Source organism: Prosthecobacter sp. (genome assembly GCF_044373815.1).
In the GTDB taxonomy this organism is placed as follows: Bacteria; Verrucomicrobiota; Verrucomicrobiia; order Verrucomicrobiales; family Verrucomicrobiaceae; genus Prosthecobacter.
The window spans coordinates 14,599-28,414 of the sequence record NZ_JBIPNG010000002.1 but is presented as its reverse complement, the minus strand read 5'-3'; the positions used below and the strand labels follow the sequence as shown (position 1 = coordinate 28,414).

The 13,816-nt window shown below is 60.2% G+C and carries 14 protein-coding genes; 6 read left to right on the top strand and 8 right to left on the bottom strand.

Going from position 1 to position 13,816, the window contains the following annotated elements; translation table 11 throughout:
• Positions 1 to 27: 27 nt before the first annotated feature.
• The 3 genes from ACIREA_RS00355 to ACIREA_RS00345 all read right to left on the bottom strand — a co-directional run bounded on the left by ACIREA_RS00355 (position 28) and on the right by ACIREA_RS00345 (position 3,992).
• Positions 28 to 2,109, bottom strand: a complete 2,082-nt coding sequence (locus tag ACIREA_RS00355) for an FAD-dependent oxidoreductase (protein ID WP_397379377.1) — start codon at positions 2,107 to 2,109, stop codon at positions 28 to 30.
• Positions 2,110 to 2,219: 110 nt separating this feature from the next.
• A complete protein-coding gene (locus tag ACIREA_RS00350) occupies positions 2,220 to 3,626 on the bottom strand; it encodes an efflux transporter outer membrane subunit (protein WP_397379375.1) in 1,407 nt (468 codons plus the stop codon).
• A gap of 63 nt (positions 3,627 to 3,689) precedes the next feature.
• Positions 3,690 to 3,992, bottom strand: a complete 303-nt coding sequence (locus tag ACIREA_RS00345; protein ID WP_397379372.1) for a hypothetical protein — start codon at positions 3,990 to 3,992, stop codon at positions 3,690 to 3,692.
• A gap of 95 nt (positions 3,993 to 4,087) precedes the next feature.
• On the opposite strand from ACIREA_RS00345, the gene ACIREA_RS00340 reads away from it, so the two are divergent.
• A complete protein-coding gene (locus ACIREA_RS00340) occupies positions 4,088 to 5,722 on the top strand; it encodes a sulfatase (RefSeq protein ID WP_397379370.1) in 1,635 nt (544 codons plus the stop codon).
• Positions 5,723 to 5,735: 13 nt separating this feature from the next.
• Here the strand turns inward: ACIREA_RS00340 and ACIREA_RS00335 are convergent, their stop codons facing one another.
• The gene (locus ACIREA_RS00335; protein WP_397379368.1) at positions 5,736 to 6,125 is read right to left on the bottom strand and encodes an RNA-binding S4 domain-containing protein; all 390 of its coding nucleotides are present in this window, start codon (positions 6,123 to 6,125) and stop codon (positions 5,736 to 5,738) included.
• Positions 6,122 to 6,820: a YggS family pyridoxal phosphate-dependent enzyme gene (locus tag ACIREA_RS00330; RefSeq protein ID WP_397379366.1), complete on the bottom strand. Its 699-nt coding sequence runs from the start codon at positions 6,818 to 6,820 to the stop codon at positions 6,122 to 6,124. The genes ACIREA_RS00335 and ACIREA_RS00330 overlap by 4 nt, the downstream gene beginning before the upstream one ends.
• A 71-nt stretch (positions 6,821 to 6,891) precedes the next feature.
• On the opposite strand from ACIREA_RS00330, the gene ACIREA_RS00325 reads away from it, so the two are divergent.
• Positions 6,892 to 8,211 (top strand): Gfo/Idh/MocA family protein, encoded by a 1,320-nt coding sequence (locus ACIREA_RS00325; protein ID WP_397379363.1) that lies wholly within the window; start codon positions 6,892 to 6,894, stop codon positions 8,209 to 8,211.
• A 51-nt stretch (positions 8,212 to 8,262) separates the two neighbouring features.
• Here the strand turns inward: ACIREA_RS00325 and ACIREA_RS00320 are convergent, their stop codons facing one another.
• The gene (locus ACIREA_RS00320; protein ID WP_397379360.1) at positions 8,263 to 9,465 is read right to left on the bottom strand and encodes an FtsW/RodA/SpoVE family cell cycle protein; all 1,203 of its coding nucleotides are present in this window, start codon (positions 9,463 to 9,465) and stop codon (positions 8,263 to 8,265) included.
• A gap of 45 nt (positions 9,466 to 9,510) precedes the next feature.
• On the bottom strand, positions 9,511 to 10,299 hold the full coding sequence (locus tag ACIREA_RS00315; protein WP_397379358.1) for an ABC transporter ATP-binding protein: 789 nt from the start codon (positions 10,297 to 10,299) through the stop codon (positions 9,511 to 9,513).
• Between the two features lie 87 nt (positions 10,300 to 10,386).
• Between ACIREA_RS00315 and ACIREA_RS00310 the strand changes: the two genes are divergently transcribed.
• The 4 genes from ACIREA_RS00310 to ruvC all read left to right on the top strand — a co-directional run bounded on the left by ACIREA_RS00310 (position 10,387) and on the right by ruvC (position 13,069).
• Positions 10,387 to 11,217 (top strand): serine/threonine-protein kinase, encoded by an 831-nt coding sequence (locus ACIREA_RS00310; protein ID WP_397379355.1) that lies wholly within the window; start codon positions 10,387 to 10,389, stop codon positions 11,215 to 11,217.
• 115 nt (positions 11,218 to 11,332) lie between these two features.
• Positions 11,333 to 12,028, top strand: coding sequence for a hypothetical protein (locus tag ACIREA_RS00305; RefSeq protein ID WP_397379352.1), 696 nt, complete (start codon positions 11,333 to 11,335; stop codon positions 12,026 to 12,028).
• 10 nt (positions 12,029 to 12,038) lie between these two features.
• A complete protein-coding gene (locus tag ACIREA_RS00300; protein ID WP_397379349.1) occupies positions 12,039 to 12,515 on the top strand; it encodes a DoxX family protein in 477 nt (158 codons plus the stop codon).
• On the top strand, positions 12,515 to 13,069 hold the full coding sequence (gene ruvC / locus ACIREA_RS00295; protein WP_397379347.1) for a crossover junction endodeoxyribonuclease RuvC: 555 nt from the start codon (positions 12,515 to 12,517) through the stop codon (positions 13,067 to 13,069). The genes ACIREA_RS00300 and ruvC overlap by 1 nt, the downstream gene beginning before the upstream one ends.
• 16 nt (positions 13,070 to 13,085) lie before the next feature.
• Here the strand turns inward: ruvC and ACIREA_RS00290 are convergent, their stop codons facing one another.
• On the bottom strand, positions 13,086 to 13,712 hold the full coding sequence (locus tag ACIREA_RS00290) for an SET domain-containing protein-lysine N-methyltransferase (RefSeq protein ID WP_397379344.1): 627 nt from the start codon (positions 13,710 to 13,712) through the stop codon (positions 13,086 to 13,088).
• Positions 13,713 to 13,816: the final 104 nt, after the last annotated feature.

The following is a 13,816-nucleotide window of genomic DNA, read 5'->3' as shown; positions in this document are numbered from 1 at the left end:
CAGGTGAGGATGCGCTGTGTGCCGAGTTTACTCCACAGGCAGCCAGCGAGCGCCATCCACGACCACATAGCCGTCCGTGCCTTCGTTGGAAATGGTGATCGCGGTGTCGTTGCCGCACACGTATTCACCGAGGTCGATCCAGAACAGGCCTTCGCCTGCCTTGGGCGATTTGAGGTCGACTTTCAACTTCTTCACGCCGCCTGCGTACTGGACTTCCACAGGTGCATTGCTGGCACGGTTGCTATTTGGCGGGGAGGCCAGCATGAGGCGGTATTTGCCGGGCTTGGTGAGCTTAGGTTCAAAGCGAAGGCTGCACTTGCCGTCTTTGGCGTTGCCGTCGTGGCTGTAGCCGTCGCCGAGGAAGGACTTGGCTGCGCCGCTTTCTGACCACACACCGGTCACCTTGGCATCGGTGTCATCCATGATGATGCCTTTGAGTGATTTCGGATCAATGCCGCGCAGGGTGGTAGGGCCGTCGAAATGCAGGATCTGGCCGTCTTTGAGAATCTGCGTCTTGAGCTGTTCATAAGGCACGTCCTGGACCGGGATGCCGGCATCCATGGCCAGCGCCGCTGCGGTGGCCGCGCTCTGGCCGAGGATCATGAACACGGGCTCCATGCGGATGCTGCCGTAGGCGATGTGGCTGGCGGACATGGCCACGGGCACGAGCAGATTGCTCCCCTGCCCTTTCTTGGGAACCAGGGAACCGTAGGCGATCTCATAGGGGCCTTTGGTGCTGACTCCGATGTCGCCTTCATTCTGTACATTGCCTTCCGGCGTGATGTAGCGCTGGATGTTGTGGGAATCGATGCCGTAGCTGCCCATGCCGACGCTGTCCGGAGTGGGGCGTTTTTTGAGCAGTTCGTTTTCGGTCATCACATAGCTGCCGATCATGCGGCGTGCTTCGCGGATGTAGAGCTGGTGGCTCCAGTTGCCGTTGTCGGCGAATTCATCTTTGGGGAGGCCCCAGGTCTGAAGTTCTTCCTGCACCTTCTTGGGTACGCGGGGGTCGTTGGCGACGAACCAGAGCAGGCCCTGCTGATACTGGCGGTGCTCGGCGATGATGGCGCGGCGCTTCTCGTAGCTGCCTTCGGGGTAGTCGTAATTGTAGCCGATGTTGTCGAAGCTGAAGGGGCCGTGATTGTTGGTGTCGGTCTTGTGGTTTGGAATGGGGTCAAACTTCTCGAAGAACTCACCCCAGCCTGCGTTCAGCACGCGCAGCAGGATTTCGTACTGGCCCGCGTCATAACCTTCCGGCTTGGGAAAAGGGATACGGTTGCTCGGATCATTCGTGTAGCAGGAGCGGAAGCAGTAGGCCTGCACGCGTTTGTCGCCGGCACCGTACTCACCCGGAGACTCCGTGCTCACGCGTGGCAGTACGCCGCTCTTGGGATCTCCCGGCACCTTGTAGGCGCTGATCGGTTCCTTCACCGCGCCGAAGTGGTGGCGGTGATGCAGCACGCCGACCTGAATGCCATTCCACTTCTCGTCATAAACAGAAGTGGCCTCACGGCCCACGTGATAGTCCACGCTAGCCGCGGCCATCAGATCGCCCTCGTAGGTCGCATCGATGAACATTTTTCCGGCGTAGGTCTTGCCGCTCAGGGTGGTGATGGAGGTGATTTTATCGCCGTCTTTTTTCACGCCCTTGGCGCGGTCCAGCCACTCGTCGCGCACAACTTCGAGACCGAACTCCTTGACGTAGTCTTCAAACACTTGCTCTGCCACATGGGGCTCGAAGATCCACATGGTGCGGTTCTCGCCATCCATGGCGGGAGTGCCCTGGCCTTTGCCGCCGTATTCGGATTTCTTCTGCTGCACCCAGGCTGAGTCCTTGTCGTAGTGCAGCCAGACGCGATGATAAAAGTCGCGGGAGAGTCCGCCGATGACGGCTTTGTTGCCGGTGTCGGTGAAACCGAGGCCGCCGCTGCTCAGGCCGCCAAGGTGTTTGTCAGGCGAGACAACAATGACAGTCTTGCCCATCTTCTTGGCCTGCACAGCAGCGATGATGGCGGAACAGGTGCCGCCATAGATGACGATGTCATGATCGGCTGCATGGAGTGCCTGGCCGGAAAGCAGGAGGGAGGCTAGAAGGGTGCGCAATTGCATGGCTTGAGATTGGGGTTGGCTGAGCCGGTTCAATTCCATCGCCGCATGAAAGGAATCGGCAAACAGAATGTTTCGCCCTCATCCGCCCGCACTTTTGCACCAGCCCCTGATCACTGCCAGCCGCCGCCGAGTGCCTTCAGCATGGCCACGCTGGCCATGAGGCGCTGGCCTTCCACCTGAGCGGAGAGCAGCTTGGCATTGAGCACGGTGCGGTTGGCATCCACGACTTCAAAGTAGCTGGCGAGACCTTTCTGGTAGCGCAGTTCGGCCAGACGCTGAGTCTCCTGCGCGGAGGCGATGGCTGCATCGAGCGCCTGGCCCTGCTTGGCATAGGCTCTCGCATCGATCAGGCTGTCTTCGACTTCCTGCAGGGCCACCAGAATGCTCTGGCGGTAGTTGGCCAGAGTCTCTTCATACGCCGCCTTGCTCGACTTCAAATTCGCCCGCAGCTTTCCGCCCTGAAAAATCGGCAGGGTCATGCTGGGACCAATGGTCAAGATGCGGCTGCGCTGATCGTAGAAATGCTCGGCACCGATACTTTCCAGACCACCGCTGCCGACGATGCTGAAGGCCGGGTAGAACGAGGCCGCAGATACCCCCACCTGGGCATTTGCCTCGCGCATTTTCTGCTCTGCCGCACGGATGTCAGGACGACGCTGCAGGAGTGTGGAAGGCAGCCCGCCGGGGACTTTCGGCGGCCGTGGCTGGCTGGTGACCTTGGCGATGTGGAAGTTCGAAGGAATTTCTCCGCAGATGACCGCGAGAGCGTTTTCGGCATTGCCGCGCTGGCGCTCCAGTGCGGCCAGATCATTGCGGGCGAGCTCCAGTTCCGTCCGGGCGCGGGCCACGTCCATTTCGTTCGCCAGACCGCCTTTGAAGCGTGATTCCTGAAGCTTCAGCGCTTCTTCGCGCCAGGTCTGCGTGCCAATCACGACCTGCATCTGACGATCCAGCGAATGGGTCAGGAAGTAGAGCCGCGCCACTTCCGCAGCGAGGGTCAGACGCTTGGCGGAGAGGGTCTCCATGGCAGCAAACTGGGAGGCTTTGGAGCCTTCCACACCACGACGCACACGGCCCCAGAGGTCAAATTCCCAGCCCAGTTCGAGCAGGTTTTGAAACCGACGGCGTTGCGTCTTGGGCAAAGAGACACCGGGGGGAAGGTTGGCCCCGAAAGAGCTTTGCGAAAGGCGCTCATAATTCATCCCATTTTTCATGTCGAGCTGGGGGAACCAGTCCGCCTGCTGCACGCCGACGAGTGCGCGAGCGGTTTCTACACGTGCCAGGGCACTGCGCAGTTCCTGGTTGTTCTCCATCGCACGCTCTTCCAGCCGGTTCAATTCAGCGGAGCCAAACAGCTTCCACCATTCACCGGGGACAGGGATATCCGCCGTGCTTGCCGTGCCGCCATTCTTCCACTTGGAAGGCATCAGCACATCCGGCAGCTTGAAGTTTGGCCCGACGCTGCAGGAGGCACACATCAATGTGGTCGTGAGGCAGAGAATTCTAAAGTGGTTCATGCGCGCCTATTCATGGGGTGAAACGTTCTTAGTGCAACCATCAAGACACAGGTTCATCCCCAGCTACTGAGGCAGGCAGCCTGCCACTTTCTGCCGCCAACTGGCGAGGACATCGTTTGCCACCTCATGCGCTTCCTCAGCGCCGACGTGCTCGGTGACGGCATGTGCAGCGGGCAGCCAGGGTGGAGTGGAGACTTCACCGATGTGATCGTGCTTTTCGGCACGCAGGAAGGCGCGCAGCTGCACCGTGAGCTGGTTTGTGCTGCGGTCATGGCTGGCGACCGCCTCTGCACAGACTTCAAACGGAACCCCTTCAATTTCAAGGATGCGGATGACTTGAGTGGTATCGAGCAGTGAGTGAATCATATATTTAGGTTCCTGAGCAATGCCGGGGTGTCGCTGCCTTGTTTACGCTTATTTTTGCGAAGGTTTACGCGCCAAGCCCTCGTTATGACGCAGCCATGCGTTTTCTTCTTTGCTGCCTAGCCCTGACCACCCTCGCCACAGCTGCTGACAAGCCGCTGAACATCCTCTTTCTCTTTGCCGATGACTGGGGCCGCTATGCGAGCATCTACGCAGAGCACGAGAAATTTCCTTCGCCCAACCAGGTGGTGAAGACGCCGAACATCGACCGCATTGCCCGTGAGGGCGCGCTGTTTCGCCGGGCGTATGTGAACGCCCCGAGCTGCACGCCCTGCCGGAGCTCCCTGCTTTCCGGCCGCTATTTCTTCAACTGCGGACGCGCCGCCATCCTGAACGGTGCGGTGTGGGACCCGGCGATCCCGAGCTACCCGCTGCAGCTCAAGGACCAGGGCTACCACCTCGGCAAGTCCTTCAAGGTCTGGAGTCCCGGCGAGCCTGCGGACGCGCCGTATGGCGGGCAGCAGTTTGCGTATCAGAAGTCGGGTGGGCGCTGCAATCAGTTCTCGGAAGAGGTCACCAAGATGGTCGCCAGCGGCGTGCCGCTGGAGGCAGCCAAGCAGCAGATCTACGACGAGGTGCGGGGCAATTTTGACAGCTTCCTGGCCGCACGTCCCCAAGGCGCGCCGTTTGCCTTCTGGCATGGGCCCACCAACGTGCATCGGAAGTGGGTCAAGGGCAGCGGGCAGGCGCAGTGGGGCATCAATCCGGACGACCTGAAGGGCAAGCTGCCCAAGCACCTGCCCGATGTGCCTGAATTCCGCGAAGACTTCGGCAGCTACCTCGGGGAAATCCAGGCCTTTGATGCGCAGGTGGGAGTGATCCTCAAAAGGCTGAAAGAAGCGGGCGAGTATGACAACACCGTCATCGTGATCAGCGGCGACCATGGCGCCCCCGGATTCCCCGGCGGCAAGTGCAACCTCTATGACTTTGGCGTGAATGTGACGCTCGCGATCCGCTGGCCGGGACAACCGGGCGGACGGTATATTGAGGACTTCGTAAACCTCATGGACCTTGCGCCCACATTCATGGAAATCGGTGGTGCCAAAATTCCTGAAGGGGTGAATGGCAAGAGCCTTGTGAACCTGATGAAGTCCGGCAAATCCGGCCAGATCGAGAAGGAACGCGACTACGTCATCACCGGTCGTGAGCGCCACGTGAGCATCGCCCGTGAAGGCAACCTCCCATACCCACAGCGTGCGCTGCGCAAGGACGGCTTCCTTTACATCCACAACTTCAAGCCTGAGCGCATGCCCATGGGCGACTACAAATCGCTGACCGACAGCTTTACGCCTTCACAGGACGCGCTGGAGAATGACACTTATGCCGCTTTTCCTGACATGGATTCCTCTCCCGCCAAGGCCTGGCTGATCGAGCATCGCAACGACTCGCAGTACAAGTGGTACTTTGACTATGCTTTTGCCAAGCGCCCCGAAGAGGAGCTGTATGACCTCAGCAAAGATCCTGACTCCACGATCAATGTGGCCAAGGAACCTGCCTATGCGGACATGAGAGCCAAGATGTCGGCAGAGCTGCAGGAGAAACTCAAGGCTGTGGGCGATCCGCGCGTAACGATTGATCCTGTGCCGTTTGAGAACCCGCCGTTTACGCTGGACACTAAGTCAGACAAACCCGGCAAGGGCAAGAAGGGTAAAGGCAAGGCGAAAGCGGAGTGACTCACGCAGGCGACTACTCCCCCTGCTCTTCCCAGAACTTCCGCAGTTCGCGGAGTTGTTTTTTGTCTGGCTTGGCGACCACTTCGTGCGCGCGGGGCTGGATGAGTTCGCGCTCACGGCGCAGCTCGCTGGCACGCTGGATCCATTCGATGGGCGTGAGGTTTTCGCAAAACTCGGGAACTTTGGGTGGACCGAGGCGCTGGGGGGAGAAGGCGATGACGCGGAGGCGCAGGCGGAGATCGCCGCGCACCACTTCGAGGACGTCGGTGGGTTTGAGATCGCGGGAGGCTTTCACGGGCTGGCCGTCGATGGTGACGTTTCCCCGGGCGCAGGCTTGCGTGGCGAGGGTGCGGGTTTTGAAGACGCGCACGTGGTGCAGCCATTTGTCGGCACGCTGGCTCATGCAGCGGTCTGGTAGGTGCGTTCGCCAAAGATGGCGCTGCCGACACGGACGATGGTGGCGCCTTCTTCAATGGCGATTTCGAAGTCGTGGCTCATGCCCATGCTGAGGCGCGGGAGGGGGGCGCCGCCGCGTTGTTCGAGTTCGTCCCGGAGCTCGCGCAGGTGAGTGAAGTAGGGGCGGCTTTTGGCAGGGTCGGCATCGAAGGGAGGAATGCACATGAGGCCCTGGATTTCGAGGCGCTTGAGCGCATACAGTACTTCGAGGCTGGCGCGGAGCTGTTCGGCGCTGAAGCCGTGCTTGCTGCTTTCGGCGGCCAGATTGACCTCGATGTAGACCTGGGGGAGGAGGCCAAGTTCTCCGGCGATGCGGTCCACATCCCGTGCGAGATCGAGCGAGCCGATGCTGTGGATGGCCTTCACATGCGGGAGGACTTTGCGCACCTTGTTGGACTGGAGATGGCCGATGAGATGCCACTGCAGGTTCGCGGGAAGCTGCGGGGCTTTGGCGAGGATTTCCTGCACTTTGTTTTCACCAAAGAGAAGCTGACCGGCATCCACGGCTTCGCGGATCGCTTCGACGGGGAAGGTTTTGGAGACGGCGAGCAGCTCGATCGAAGCGGGATCACGGCTGCAGCGCTGGGCGGCGGCGGTGATGCGGTCGCGGATGGCTTGCAGGCGGTCGGAGAGGGCGTTCATATCTTGGCAAAGAGAAACGGAAGATGGGCAGGCCGCGCAACGTATTTTCGCGCTCCACCTATTCATTCCACATGCAATCACGCCGCCATTTCATCCGTCAGTCCGCCGCCACGCTGTTCGCCGCCCCCTGGATCACCACCGGAATGCGTGCCGCTTCTCCGAACGGCAAGCTGCGCCATGCGGCCTTCGGTGCCTCGGGCATGAGCATGGCGGACATGAGCGCGATGTCCAACCACCCCATGTGGGAACTGACGGCAGTGTGTGATGTGGACACCCGCAACTTTGCCAAGGCCCAGGAAAAGTGGCCGAACATCAAGGTGTATCAGGACTGGCGCGAGCTGCTGGAAAAGGAATCGGCAAACATCGACAGCGTGAACGTTTCCACGCCTGACCACATGCACGGCAGCATCGGCCTGGCCGCCATCGCGAAGGGCAAGCATGTGTATGGCCAGAAGCCGCTGGCGCACAACCTGTGGGAGTGCCGCCAGATGGTGGAGCGTGCACGTGACAAGGGTGTGATGACGCAGATGGGCATCCAGATTTCCTCGGCGTTCACGGAACGCCATGCGGTGGCGCTGATTCAGATGGGGGCCATCGGCAAAGTGAAAGAAGCCCATACGTTTTCGAACAAGAAGTGGGGTGACCTCGAAGTGCGCCCGACGAAGAGCGACCCCATTCCAGAAGGCTTTGACTGGAACAAATGGCTCGGTGTGGCAAGCGAGCGCAGCTACATTCAGGGCTACGATCATCCAAGCAACTGGCGCAAACGCCGCGACTTCGGCACCGGCACGCTCGGCGACATGGGCTGCCACATGTTCAGCGGCTGGTTCCGCTCGCTGGATCTCGCCGCTCCGATCTCGGTGAAGTCCAGCGGCCCCGTCCCCAACAAGGACAACTGGGCCATCAATGCGGTTGTGGAATACACCTTCAAAGGCACGAAGTACACCGCTGGCGAAACCGTGAAGGTGACCTGGACCGATGGCGATGCGCGTCCGCCGGCAGAAGTCATGGCTTTGGTGGGTGATGTGGCCAAATTCCCCGGCCAGGGCACCATCTATCTGGGCACCGAGGGCGTGCTGCTCTCCCCGCACGGCTCCACGCCGCTGCTGTACCCACGCGAGAAGTTTGCCAAATTCGGTGCCTATCCCAAGCTCGAACCCCGTGACCACTGGGCCGACTTCATCGACTGCTGCCTGAAGGGAGACAAGAAGCCCTCCGCCAACTTCGATTACGCAGGGCCGCTGACCGAGGCGGTGCTTCTCGGCTGCCTTGCGAGCGCCTTCCCGAATGAGAACCTCATCTGGGATGCGCCTGCGCTCAAGATTCCGAACAGTGCCGATGCGGACAAGATGGTGCGCCGCGACTACCGCAAAGGCTGGGAGATCCTGTAAGGAGAGACGGAATTCAGGCAGGACTGACGGCAGGTCGCCGTCAGCTTCGGTTTAATCCTCGTCATCGTCATCACGGGAACCATTCACGGAGCGTTTCTTCTTCACGGCGGAGATGTTGCGGTGAACCCAGACGCTCTGGACCATGCCCATGAGGAAGAGCGTCACGACGACAAAGGTACCACCGTAGCTGATGAAGGGCATGGGGAGGCCGATGACGGGCAGCATGACGAGATTCATCCCGGCATTCTGGAAGGTGTGGACAAAGAACATGGCCACCACGCCCACGACAATGAGCCGCCCCAGTTGATCGCGGGCGCAAAAGGCCACGAAGACACTTTGCAGCAGCAGCAGCGCCATGCCTGAGAGCAGGAGCACTGAGCCGCGGAAGCCAAACTCCTCCGCAATGACGCCGAAGATGAAGTCGTTGATGGATTCGTGCGGGAAGAAAGTGCGGTGGATGGAGGCCTGATCGGGAACCTTCTTGGATTCAGGCCCCTTACCTTCCAGTCCCCCTGTCGAAACCGCGATCTGCAGATGCTTGGCCACCCAGCCTTCGTTTTGGAGATCCACCTTGTCGAGCTGGTTGGTGGCCATGTACCAAGTGGAGTTGATACGAGCCTGCTGGTAGGGCTTGAGTGCAAAAACATACACCAGCGGCACCACACTGGCGACACCGAGCAGCATGGTGATCATGTAGCGAAAGGGGATGCTGCCGACGAGCATCATCGACAGGAACACGGGCCCCCAGACAAGACCGGAGCCCAAGTCTTCCTTGATCACCATCATGGCGGGAATGCCGGCCACCATGCCGGCAGCCATGATGCGCAGCCATGGACGGCGAAAGACCGGGATCATGCGCGGCAGCTCACCAAAAATGACGCCCAGAATCAGAATGCCGGACATGATGGCAAACTGCGAGGGCTGCACCATCATGCCGCCCACTTTAATCCAAGCTTTGTTACCACCAATCTCCACCCCGAAGGCCAGCACCGCCACCAGACCGCCGATACCGGCGATGTACATCGGCACACAGGCCCAGCGCACCCACTTGTAGTCCAGCAAGGAAGCGGCAAAGAAAAACGGCAGACCGATCATCACCCAGCGGATCTGATCCCGCCACTTGAGCGCCAGATCCGCTTCGTCCTTGTAGGCCGAGGCATTGAAAATGGCGTATACACCGAAGACGATGAGTGCGGCGATGTTGAGCACCAGCAGCCAGTTCATGCCGAGGAACTTTTTAAAGAGAGGAGTCATTGGATCAGAGCAAGAAAAGTTTGGGTCGAGTGAACACCACTCGCGCTAAATGAGCACGGGGACGGCTTCGAGCAGCTTCTGGGTGTAGTCATGGCGCGGGTTCTCGCAGATCTCGTCCGCGTTCCCCTGCTCGACGATCTTGCCGTGATGCATGACGACGATGTGATCACTCATGTGGCGGACGACCGCGAGATCGTGCGCGATGAAGAGCAGCGTGAGATCAAGCTCCGCCTGGATGTCCTTGAGAAGATTGAGAATCTGGGCCTGCACGCTGACATCGAGGGCGCTGACGGGCTCGTCACAGATGAGGAAACGCGGCTTCACGGCCAGTGCGCGTGCGATGCCGATGCGCTGGCGCTGGCCGCCGCTGAATTCATGCGGGTAACGCTGCAGCGCATCTTCGGGCAGTCCGACCTTTTTGAGCAGCCCGGCGGAGACCTCACGGCGCTGATCCCTAGAAAGTTCTTTGAAGTGAATCTGCAGCGGCTCGCCCAGAATGGACTCGACGGTCATGCGCGGATTCAGCGAGCCGATGGGGTCCTGAAACACCATCTGCATCTCTTTGCGCAAGGGGCGAAATTCGTTCTCCGTCATCGGCAGCACTTCCATGCCGCGATAGTTCACGCTGCCGGAGGTGACCGGGGTGAGCTTGAGCAGGGCACGGGCCACGGTGGACTTGCCGCTGCCGCTTTCACCCACCAGACCGACGGTGCTGCCTTCCTCCACCTCGAAGCTGACCTTGTCTACGGCCTTGATGACATCCGTGGTACGGCCAAACCAGCCCCCGCGCACGGGGAAGTGAATTTTGAGGTCTTGAACGCGAAGCAGCTGCATGGTGGAAACCGCAATTTTAGCACAGCTGGTAAAACGCGCTAAAGTTTCATTGCGTGAAAGCTTGAAAGTGTCAGCATTCCTTCCCTGATGAACGAACGCTATGAATTGCTGGCTCCCATCGCCGAAGGAGGCCTGGGGGCTGTTTTCAGAGCACGGGACCCCCAGCAAGGCCGCGAGGTGGCGATCAAACGGATTCTAGCCAACAAGGTGGCTGGCTGCGGCACAGCGGTGGACGCCCTGATCCGCGAGGCCCGGAAGCAGTCGAAGGTGCAGCACCCGAACGTCGTGGCCGTTTACGATTTCGGCGTGGATACCGAAGGCGGGTTCATCGTGATGGAACTGGCCCAAGGCGAGACTTTGGAGGACGTCATCCAGCGTGGCGCTTTGACGGCGGATGATTTTGACACCCTAGTGCGCCAGACTCTGGACGGAATGTGCGCCGTGCACGCGAAGGGAATCCTGCACCTGGACCTGAAACCCGGAAACCTGATGATCCACCGGCTGCCAGACGGCGGCCTGCAGGTGAAAATCCTCGATTTTGGGCTGGCGAAAAGTACCCCGCGGGCGGGAGAGCCAGCCCTGAAAGCCTGCGAAGGGCTGCTCGGCTCCATTCATTTCATGGCGCCGGAGCAGTTTGAGCGCGCCCCCGTGGACGCGCGCACGGACATCTATGCTCTGGGCTGCATTTATTACTATGCGCTGACGCAGAAACATCCCTTCGCCGGCGAGACCAAGCCGCAGGTGATGGCGGCCCATTTGCACCCCCGGACACCGCCGCTGGGCACACTGCGGCCCGACCTGCCCGCCCGCACCGTGAAGTGGGTCGAATGGCTCATCAACCGCGCCCCCGCCAACCGGCCGGCCTCCGTCACCGAGGCGCTGCGGGTTTATGAGGAAGTCACCAAGTCGGGTGCATGATTCCCCGCCCCGCCAAAGCCGGTGCGCCAACCCGGAAGTAATCACGCCAAAGACGAAAGCCTCTTGCCATCGCACGACGTGCCGCCATGATGACGAAACCTGTTTCTTGCTCCCCATGTCGCGTGTCCTAACTGCCCTTCTTTTTGCCGCCGCCAGCTTCCTGCTCTGCTCCTGTGGCATGATCAAGAGGATCATTCCACCGATGCCCAAGCTGCCAAAGATTGGCCTGCCCAGTCTGCCGAGCCGAAACACGGTGGCCAAGCTCGTCCCTGGCATGTCGGAGAGAGATAAAGTGAACTCTGAAGATCCGGATGTTCCGTTCAATTCACGCGGCACCCTGGGCTTCGGCCACACCGTGCGCCTCGAAATTTATGAAGGCACACGCAGCCCGGACCGCATCTACCGCGGCATTGAGATGATCAACACCGAAGGGCTGCTCACTCTCGGCACGGTGGGCACTGCTCGTGTCGGGGGCCTGACTCTGCCCAAGGCAGCGGAAGCCATCGCCACGGTATTCCGGCTGGCAGGTCGCAACACCCGGGAGATCACGGTGCAAATCATCTCCGTGGAAAACACCCCGGTCATCTCCCTCAACGGCGATGTGATGGAGCCTGAATTTATTCCGGTCTTTAAAGACATGAGCGTGAGACAGGCCGTCACCGTCACCGGTGGTCGCAAGCCCGGCTCCACCTCCCGTGGCTTTTACATTTCACGTCAAGGCCAGCGTCACTTCTTCACTTCACTGGAAGCAGCGGATAAAAACTGGAAGCCGCAGGCTGGTGACATCATCACACTTTCTCCCGACATCTGATTTTCGCATCATGCTCGAATACACCGGCAGTGGTCCTGCCACCGCGCAAAGCCCCCTGAGTTCTCTCGTTCAAACCGCCGCCATCCTCCGCATCGGGACCGGATTGCTGCTCATGACACGCTACGGCATCAATGCCGTGCAAAACGCCTACCATTTCTTCTTTCAGGAAAAGCCCTGGGCCTGGGTCCCAGCGTTTCATGAGGCAGGCATGCCCTACGCCCATTTGCTGGCCCCAGTCGTCGCCCTCCTCATCGTGGCCGTGGCCTTGAGCTGGATCATCGGCTTTTTAACCCGGCTGTTTGCCTTCATCTTTCTGCCCGTGGTCATCACGACCCTGGTGGTACTGCACAACACTGACTCCCCACGAGTTGAGGCTGCGTGGCTGTACCTGATCATCACCGTGACGCTGCTCCTGTTCGGATCGGGCACCGTTTCCGTGGACCAACTCTTCCGCCTCGGCCAGAGCGGGCCTAAAAAACGCCGCTGATGGCCCGCATCGTCCACAGTTCCGACGCTGCCGCCGTGACTCCCGCTGTGGAGCGCGTCCTGGCCATCGACCCGGCGCTGCGGAAAACCGGCTGGGCGGTGGTGGAATGCGCAGCCGGGCAATTGCGCGCGATTGAATGGGGCGTCATTCATAACAAACCGGCCCTGCTTCCCTCCGGCTGCCTCGTCGCCATCCGTGCCGGATTGATCGAAGTCATCGCCCGGCATTCACCGACGGTGTGCGCCATTGAGTCCACCATCTTCGTGCAGAGCTACAAGACGGCCATCGTGCTGGGCACCGCACGCGGAGCCTGCCTCATAGCCGCAGCCGAGCACGGCCTGCCGATCTATGAATATGCCCCGCGAGAAATCAAACAGGCCGCCGTGGGGCGCGGTGCGGCGCAGAAAGACCAGGTGGCCTTCATGATCCGCGCCCAACTCCGCCTGCGTGAAACGCCGGAGGCCGATGCCGCCGACGCCCTTGCAGCCGCCATCACCCATTTTCAAAACAGTGCCGCCGCCCGTGCAACGGAACGTGAGACGAGGCGGGTGTGAGGGAACGGGACGCGCGCTACTTTTTCTTCTTGGTCAGCGGCTTTTTGGCCGAAGTCTTCTTCGCTGCGGTCTTTTTGGCTGACGTTTTTTTTGCAGGCGCTGTGGCGTTCTTCGCCTCGGCGAGCTTCAGCCTCTTCTTTTTGATATCTTGCTCAGCCTTCTCCATCCTCTTCAGCAGCTTCGGCCACTGCTTTTCTTCCACGATGAAGCCGACACAGCGGTCTGTGCCGCAGCGGCAGGGATGCTCGTCCCAGGTGTCCACGTCAAAACCGTAGTTGTAGGTCAGCTCCTCGCCGGCCTTGATCTCGCGCAAGGAGTAGATCCAGATGCGGCCGCGGATGATGTAGGCCTCGCAGTTGGGGGCGCAGGAGTGATTGATGTAGCGTGCAGGGTTTTTCCCTTTGGCTCCATCAATGTCGTAGCGCTGGTTCAGGGTGAACACGTAGACGGCGGCGCCACCGGTCTTTTTGGACTTCTCGACAAGCGCCTCACCACGGCGGGTGGACTCCGCCTTGGTGATTTTTTCACCTATGTATTCGATGATCGGCGCATCGTTGGGAATGTCACAACGGGCAAAAATGCCGCGGTTATGGATGGAGGAGGAGCGAACGGTCCAGTAGCGTTTCGTGGGAGCTTGGGGCATGAGGGCAGGCGATCAACGGAAAATCGGAGCGCATGAAGTGTGCCGGGTGCCTCCAATGTCAAGGGATGAGGCCGAATGTTTCCCAGAGGCGCCAGATGAGTGAG

Bases quoted from the DNA above. Each gene is read 5' to 3' on its own strand.
- ACIREA_RS00355 (WP_397379377.1), bottom strand. From the start codon at position 2,109: ATGCAATTGCGCACCCTTCTAGCCTCCCTCCTGCTTTCCGGCCAGGCA.
- ACIREA_RS00350 (WP_397379375.1), bottom strand. From the start codon at position 3,626: ATGAACCACTTTAGAATTCTCTGCCTCACGACCACATTGATGTGTGCC.
- ACIREA_RS00345 (WP_397379372.1), bottom strand. From the start codon at position 3,992: ATGATTCACTCACTGCTCGATACCACTCAAGTCATCCGCATCCTTGAA.
- ACIREA_RS00340 (WP_397379370.1), top strand. From the start codon at position 4,088: ATGCGTTTTCTTCTTTGCTGCCTAGCCCTGACCACCCTCGCCACAGCT.
- ACIREA_RS00335 (WP_397379368.1), bottom strand. From the start codon at position 6,125: ATGAGCCAGCGTGCCGACAAATGGCTGCACCACGTGCGCGTCTTCAAA.
- ACIREA_RS00330 (WP_397379366.1), bottom strand. From the start codon at position 6,820: ATGAACGCCCTCTCCGACCGCCTGCAAGCCATCCGCGACCGCATCACC.
- ACIREA_RS00325 (WP_397379363.1), top strand. From the start codon at position 6,892: ATGCAATCACGCCGCCATTTCATCCGTCAGTCCGCCGCCACGCTGTTC.
- ACIREA_RS00320 (WP_397379360.1), bottom strand. From the start codon at position 9,465: ATGACTCCTCTCTTTAAAAAGTTCCTCGGCATGAACTGGCTGCTGGTG.
- ACIREA_RS00315 (WP_397379358.1), bottom strand. From the start codon at position 10,299: ATGCAGCTGCTTCGCGTTCAAGACCTCAAAATTCACTTCCCCGTGCGC.
- ACIREA_RS00310 (WP_397379355.1), top strand. From the start codon at position 10,387: ATGAACGAACGCTATGAATTGCTGGCTCCCATCGCCGAAGGAGGCCTG.
- ACIREA_RS00305 (WP_397379352.1), top strand. From the start codon at position 11,333: ATGTCGCGTGTCCTAACTGCCCTTCTTTTTGCCGCCGCCAGCTTCCTG.
- ACIREA_RS00300 (WP_397379349.1), top strand. From the start codon at position 12,039: ATGCTCGAATACACCGGCAGTGGTCCTGCCACCGCGCAAAGCCCCCTG.
- ruvC (WP_397379347.1), top strand. From the start codon at position 12,515: ATGGCCCGCATCGTCCACAGTTCCGACGCTGCCGCCGTGACTCCCGCT.
- ACIREA_RS00290 (WP_397379344.1), bottom strand. From the start codon at position 13,712: ATGCCCCAAGCTCCCACGAAACGCTACTGGACCGTTCGCTCCTCCTCC.